The organism is Peterkaempfera griseoplana (assembly GCF_001418575.1).
In the GTDB taxonomy this organism is placed as follows: Bacteria; Actinomycetota; Actinomycetes; order Streptomycetales; family Streptomycetaceae; genus Peterkaempfera; species Peterkaempfera griseoplana.
Window position 1 is genome coordinate 1 of record NZ_LIQR01000667.1, and the last position, 6,923, is coordinate 6,923.

Sequence of the window (6,923 nt, forward strand, 5' to 3'; positions counted from 1 at the left end):
CCAGCAGCCCCGCCGCCACCATCTGCCGGATCGGGTGATCCTCCATCCGCTCCACCGCGCGGGTCGCGATGTTGGACGTCGGACAGACCTCCAGCGGGATCCGGTGCTCCCCCAGGAAGTCCACCAGCCGCGGATCGCCCACCGCCTGGGTGCCGTGGCCGATCCGCTCCGCGCCCAGCTCCCGCACCGCGTCCCACACCGTCTGCGGACCCGTGGTCTCGCCCGCGTGCGGCACACTGTGCAGCCCCGCGGCGCGCGCCCGGTCGAAGTACGGCTTGAACTGCGGCCGCGGCACCCCTATCTCCGGGCCGCCGAGGCCGAAACTCACCAGGCCGTCCGCGCCCACCTCCAGCGCGAGGCGCGCCGTCTCCTCCGCCGACTCCAGACCCGCCTCACCGGGGATGTCGAAGCACCAGCGCAGCACCACGCCCAGCTCCGCCTCCGCGGCCTTGCGGGCGTCCTCGATCGCCTCCATGAACGCCACATCGGGGATGCCCCGGCGCACCGAGCTGTACGGCGTCACCGTCAGCTCCGCGTAGCGGATGTTCTGCCGCGCCATGTCCTCGGCGACGCCGAAGGTCAGCGCCCGTACGTCCTCCGCGTCGCGGATCAGGTCCACCACCGAGAGGTAGACCTCGATGAAGTGGGCGAAGTCCCGGAAGGTGAAGTACTCCGCCAGCAGCTCCGGATCGGCCGGCACCCTGGTCGTGCCCTCGTGCCGGGCCGCCAGCCCGGCGACCACCCGCGGCGAGGCGGACCCCACGTGGTGCACATGCAGCTCCGCCTTCGGCAACCCCGCGATGAACGCGTCCACCATCAACCGTTTCCTCTCATGCTCCGTGACCCCCGCATCGTCGCACGCCACCCGTGGCGCTCAGGCGGCCACCAGCACCGACACCGTGTGGATCAGCAGCCCCGCCAGGGCCCCCACCACCGTGCCGTTGATCCTGATGAACTGCAGGTCCCGCCCCACGTTGGCCTCGATCTTCCGGGACGCCTCCACCGCGTCCCACCCCGCGACGGTCTCCGAGATCAGCGAGGTGATCTCGTCCCGGTAGGTCTCCACCACGTACTCGGCCGCGTCTTCAAGCCAGCCGTCGACCTTGCCCTGCAGCCGCGCGTCGGACGCCAGCCGCTCCCCGAACGACCGCACCCCGTCCCGCATCCGCCGCCGCAGCTCGCTCTGCTCGTCCTCCGCCGCCTCCAGCACCAGCGACCGCACCGCCCCCCACGAGGACGCGATCAGGCCCTGCACCTCGGGCCGCTCCAGCAGCTGCGCCTTGGCCCGCTCCACCCGGCCGATCGTCTGCGGATCGGTCCGCAGCTCCGCCGCGAAGTCCCTGAGGAAGCTGTCCACCGCGCCGCGCGCCGGATGCGCCGGGTCGTCCCGCACCTCACCGGCGAACCGCAGCAGCTCCTTGTGGATCCGCACCCCCACCTGGTGGTCGATGAACTTGGGCGTCCACCCCGGGGACTCCTCCGCGATCCGCTGCACCACCTCCGCGCGGTGCTCCACCAGCCAGTCGTGCAGCCGCACCGCCACCAGGTCCACCACACCGCGGTGCCCGCCGTCGTCCACCACCCTGCCCAGCATCCGCCCCATCGGCTGGGCCACCTGCTGCGCCGACACCCGCCGGGTCACGGCCTCACCCACCACGGCCTGCACGTCCTCGTCGCGCAGCACCGCCAGCACGCCCCGCAGCGCCGCGGACGCCTCCGTGGTCACCCGTTCCGCGCTGCCGGGCGCCGACAGCCACTCCCCGACCCGTCCGGCGATCCGCAGTGCCCGCAGCCGGCTGCGCACCACATGCGCCGCCAGGAAGTTCTCCCCCACGAACTGCCCGAGGGTCCGCCCGAAGACGTCCTTCTTGGTGGGGATGATCGCGGTGTGCGGGATCGGCAGCCCGAACGGCCTGCGGAAGAGCGCCGTCACCGCGAACCAGTCGGCCAGCGCGCCCACCATCCCCGCCTCGGCGGCGGACTCCACATACCCCGCCCACGCACCCGCTCCCGCGGATCCCGCCCAGCGGGCCACCGCGTACACCACGGTCGCGACCACCAGCAGCCCGGTGGCCAGCACCTTCATCCGGCGCACAGCGCGCCGCTTGACCTCGTCCGAGGCGGTGAACCGAACCCCGCCCGACCCGGCGGCCTCGCCCGCCGCACCCGCCTGACTCTTCACCTCCCCACTCTGCCCCAGACCCTGCGCGCCCACCCCACCCGCCCCCGGTGCCGGGCTGCGGCGCGCCGCGGCCCGGCACCGGGGGCGCACCGGTCAGCCCACCCGGACGGGGGCCGCCACCTCCCCGGCGTACATCCGGGAGATCACGTCCTCGATGGCGGGTTCGCGCACCGACAGGTCGACCAGCGGATAGCCGGCAGCGACCGCCGCCACCACCGGGGCGGCGCTGCGGGCGGCGGGGAAGGCCAGCCACTGCCGGGGACCGTCCACCCGCACCACCCGGGCGCCCTCCACCGCGATCGGCGGGCAGGGCTCGGCGAGGTCCACCACCAGGGTCCGCTCGCTCTCCCCCACCGCGTGCAGCCCCTCCAGTCCGCCGTCGTAGACCACCCGGCCGTGGTCGATGACCATCACCCGGGAGCAGAGCTGCTCGATGTCGGTGAGGTCATGGGTGGTGAGCAGCACGGTGGTGCCGCGTTCGGTGTTGACCTCGCGCAGGAACTGCCGCACCCGGTTGCGGCTGACCACGTCCAGGCCGATCGTCGGCTCGTCCAGGTAGAGCACCTGGGGGTCGTGCAGCAGCGCCGCGGCGATGTCACCGCGCATCCGCTGGCCCAGGGAGAGCTGCCGCACGGGGGTGTCCATCAGCGGTCCGAGGTCCAGCAGTTCCAGGCAGCGGTCCAGGTTGGCCCGGAAGCGGCCGGCGGGAATGCGGTAGATGCGGCGGGCCATCTCGTAGGAGTCGCGCAGCGGCAGGTCCCACCACAGGGTGGTGCGCTGCCCGAAGACCACGCCGATGCGGTGGGCGAGACGGACCCGGTCGCGGGAGGGGTCCACCCCGGCGACCCGCAGCCGGCCGCCGCTGGGGACGAGGATCCCGGTGAGCATCTTCACGGTGGTGGACTTCCCCGCGCCGTTGGGCCCGACATAGCCGACGCACTCCCCCTCCGCGACCTGGAAGGTCAGCCCGTCCACCGCGTTGACCTGGCGCTTCTCCCTGCGCAGCCGCCCTTTGCGGCTGCGCACCGTGAAGGTCCTGCTGACGTTGTCGACCTCGATCAGAGCCATGTGCCTTTTCCCTTCCGCGAGTTGGTCAGCTGCCGGTGGAGCGGTACGCGCGCAGCCCTGCCCGCCAGGCGAGTCCGGCCGCGGCCAGGGCGAGCGCGGCGGCGGCGGGCGAGGCGAAGCGGAGCACGGCGGGCAGGTGCAGGGGGTCGGACTGCCCGAGGATGTGCAGCGCGGGCAGCCAGTTGACGAAGGCGAGCGGGATGCCGAAGACCGCTCCGGCGACCAGCTCCCGGGCGAAGACCGTCGGCGGGTACTGGATCATGGTGGCGCCGCCGAAGGTGAAGGAGTTCTGCACCTCGGCCGCGTCGGCGACCCAGAACTGGAGGCAGGAGCCGGCGACGAAGAGCGCGACGAAGATGGCCGTGCCGCAGACCAGCAGCCCCGGCACCATCAGCATCCGGTCCCAGGTCCACTGCACCCGGAGTCCGGAGAGCGACCAGAGCAGGATCACCGTGGCCTGCAGCGGCCGCCCGAGCCGGCGCAGTGCGAAGCGGTCGGCGGCCATCTGCGCCAGCGCCGGGGCCGGCCGCACCATGATGCCGTCCAGCGTGCCCTGCCGGATGCGGTTCCCCAGCGCGTCGATGCTGCCGACCAGCATGTCGGCCAGGCCGATGGCGAAGCTGGAGGTGGCGTAGAGGAAGGCGACCTGGTGGAAGTCCCAGCCGCCCATGCTGTGGATGTTGTGGAACATCACCGCGATGATCACGAAGTCCATGGCGGTAATGGCCAGGTTGCCGACCGTCATCAGCACGAACGAGGTGCGGTAGGCCAGCGCCGACCGGGTCCACATCGCGGCGGTCATCCACCAGACCCGCAGGCCCCACCACAGCCGTCCCGGCGGAGCCGGGAAGCGGTCGTCAGCCACCCTGGACCACCACCCTGCGGGTCGCCAGCCCCTGCACGGCCCGTCCGGCGGCCAGCAGCACCAGCGCCCAGAACGCCTGGAAGCCCAGGCCGGTGGCCAGCGCACCGCCGGTGCGCTGCTGAAGCAGCACGTCACAGGGGATCTGCACCATCGCCGACCAGGGCAGCACCCGGGCGAGCGCACCCAGCGCCCCCGGGAAGAGGGTGATCGGCAGCAGCTTCCCGGAGAAGAACATCCCCAGGATGCCGGCCAGCGACCGCACCCCGTCGGAGTCCATCAGCCAGAAGCCGGTCAGGCTGACCAGATAGCGGAAGGCGAAGCTGACCGCCACCGCGAGCATTACCGAGACCAGGAAGGCCGCCCAGACCCGTCCGTCGTGCGGTAGCCGCAACCGGAAGACGGCCGCTCCGGCCACCATCGGCAGCACTCCCCGGGTGACCAGTTGCAGGGCGGCCCGGCCCAGGTCGGTCGCCAGCCACCAGGACTGCAGGTCGACCGGGCGGTAGAGGTCGATGGCGATGTCCCCGTTGCGGACCCGGTCCTGGAAGTCGTCCTGGAAGCCGCCGCCCCAGACGCAGACGGGGGCGATCAGCGCCTGGCTGATCCAGATGTAGGTGACGGCGCCCGTCGCGTCGTAACCGCCGAGGTCGGGGCGGGCGTGCCACAGGGCGAGGTAGGTGTAGCTGAGGATGAAGCCGAAGACGGTGTTGGTGAAGGCGCCGGCCAGAATGGCGGCCCGGTAGGTGGCGTAGCGGCGGAAGGAGCCGCGGGCCACGGAGCCGTAGAGCGTCAGCGGCACTGAACCTCCTCTCACAGAATTTGTCGACTTGTCGACAGTCGAGTGGGTCCACCGCATCCGGGCACGCCGAATCGGCCCCGTCCCGGAACACCCGGGGGTCCCGGGCTGGGGCGGAGCTGATGGCGTACAGCTATGCGGTTGTGCTCGCAGGGTAACGGCTGCCGGCACCCGCCGCATCCGGATTGCACGGCCGCCACCCGGCGCGGAACGCCACCCTCACGACCGTCGTCACAGGATCGCCACAATTGCAACCGGAGGCGCGCCGCCCGGGCAATCGGTACCGATGATGCGAAAGTGTGAGCCTGGAGGAGCCGACCGTTCCACACGGGCCGCCCACCGCTGCACACCACCGAGCAGGAGCCATGAGCGAGCAGACCAAGGGCGCCGACCGGAACGCCCGAAAGCAGGCCGCCAAAGCCGCACGCAGGGCCCGGCGCACCGGCCTGCGCCGCCTGCTGCCGACCTGGCGCATGGTCGTCGGCACCTTTCTGATGCTCGTTCTGCTCTGCGCCGGAGCCTTCGTCATCCTGTACCTGACGGTGCCCGTCCCCGACGCCAACGCCCAGGCCGTCGCCCAGAGCAACATCTACTACTGGTCCGACGGCAGAACCGAACTGGGCCGAACCGGCGACGTCAACCGCGAGTCGGTCCCGCTCGACGACATCCCGCTGGACACCCAGCACGCCGTCCTCTCCGCCGAGGACCGGTCGTTTTACAAGAACAAGGGCATCGACGTCAAAGGCACCCTGCGCGCCGCCCTCAACACCGCCACCGGCCGCGGCGCCCAGGGCGGCTCCACCATCACCCAGCAGTACGTCAAGAACTACTACCTGACGCAGGAACAGACCGTCTCCCGCAAGGCCAAAGAGATCTTCATCGCGCTCAAGGTCGACCGCACCGAGACCAAGCAGCAGATCCTCGACGGCTACCTCAACACCAGCTACTTCGGCCGCAACGCCTACGGCATCCAGGCCGCCGCCCACGCCTACTACGGCACGGACGTCTCCCGGCTCACCACCGAGCAGGGCGCCTACATCGCGGCGCTCCTCCAGGCGCCGAGCCTGTACGACGTCCGCAACACCACCCCCGCCGGCCGCGCCGCCGCCATCGCCCGCTGGAACTACGTACTCGACGGCATGGTCACCGAAGGCTGGCTCAGCCCCGCCAAGCGCGCCGCCATGACCTTCCCCCAGCCCACCGAGCCCACGGCCACCCCCGGCGTCGGCGGACAGGCCGGCTACCTCATCGAGATCGCCAAGAACTACCTCCTGCGCAACAAGATCATCGACGAGCCCACCCTCCAGGCCGGCGGCTGGAAGATCACCACCACCTTCGACCGCAGACGGCAGAAGGCCCTCGTCGCCGCGGTCAAGAAGGAACTCACCGACCAGCTCGACCCCAAGGCCCGGCCCAGGACCGACACCGACGTCCGCGTCGCCGGAGCCTCGGTCGACCCCACCACCGGCAAGATCGTCGCCGTCTACGGCGGCCCCGACTACACCGTCCAGCCCTTCAACGACGCCACCCGACAGGACAACCCCGTCGGCTCCACCTTCAAGGCCTTCGACCTCGCCGCCGGCCTCGAAGGCGACCACAACACCCAGAACGGGCAGCGCATCACCACCCAGACCTACTACGACGGCACCAGCCGCCGCCCCGTCGTCGGCGGCCCCGGCAAGTACGCCCCGCCCAACGAGGACGACTTCAACTACGGCACCGTCACCCTGCGCTACGCCATGATGAAGTCCATCAACTCCGTCTACGCCCAGGAAGCCGTCGACGCCGGACTGCAGAACGTCCGCAACACCGCCATCGCCCTCGGCATCCCCTCCAACGTCGACGACATGAGCGGCTCCAACAACGCCACCGCCCTCGGCACCGCCACCCCCAGCGCCCTGGACATGGCCGGCGCCTACGCCACCCTCGCCAACCACGGCGAGCGCATCGTCCCCTGGGCCGTCCAGAAGCTCCAGCGCGACAACACCCGCACCGACCTCCCCACCCACAAC

At 71.4% G+C, this 6,923-nt stretch carries 6 protein-coding genes; 1 reads left to right on the forward strand and 5 read right to left on the reverse strand.

All coding sequences use genetic code 11. From position 1 onward, the window contains the following. The 5 genes from AOK09_RS35060 to AOK09_RS35080 form a co-directional block, all read right to left on the reverse strand. Positions 1–817, reverse strand: an 817-nt coding sequence (locus AOK09_RS35060) for an adenosine deaminase family protein (protein ID WP_055591237.1), incomplete at its 3' end; no start/stop codon positions are given. 57 nt (positions 818–874) lie between these two features. Next, entirely contained in the window at positions 875–2,182 is a 1,308-nt protein-coding gene (locus AOK09_RS35065; RefSeq protein ID WP_245687625.1) for a DUF445 domain-containing protein, read from the reverse strand. Between the two features lie 93 nt (positions 2,183–2,275). Further along, positions 2,276–3,250 carry an ABC transporter ATP-binding protein gene (locus tag AOK09_RS35070; RefSeq protein ID WP_055591239.1) on the reverse strand — a complete coding sequence of 325 codons (975 nt, stop codon included), beginning with the start codon at positions 3,248–3,250 and terminating at the stop codon, positions 2,276–2,278. A gap of 25 nt (positions 3,251–3,275) precedes the next feature. Next, entirely contained in the window at positions 3,276–4,052 is a 777-nt protein-coding gene (locus tag AOK09_RS35075) for an ABC transporter permease (RefSeq protein WP_055591241.1), read from the reverse strand. Positions 4,053–4,107: 55 nt separating this feature from the next. Then, complete coding sequence (locus tag AOK09_RS35080) at positions 4,108–4,908, reverse strand: ABC transporter permease (protein ID WP_055591242.1); 801 nt, start codon at positions 4,906–4,908, stop codon at positions 4,108–4,110. A gap of 368 nt (positions 4,909–5,276) precedes the next feature. Between AOK09_RS35080 and AOK09_RS35085 the strand changes: the two genes are divergently transcribed. Next, on the forward strand, positions 5,277–6,923 hold a 1,647-nt coding region (locus AOK09_RS35085; RefSeq protein WP_055591240.1), incomplete at its 3' end, for a transglycosylase domain-containing protein.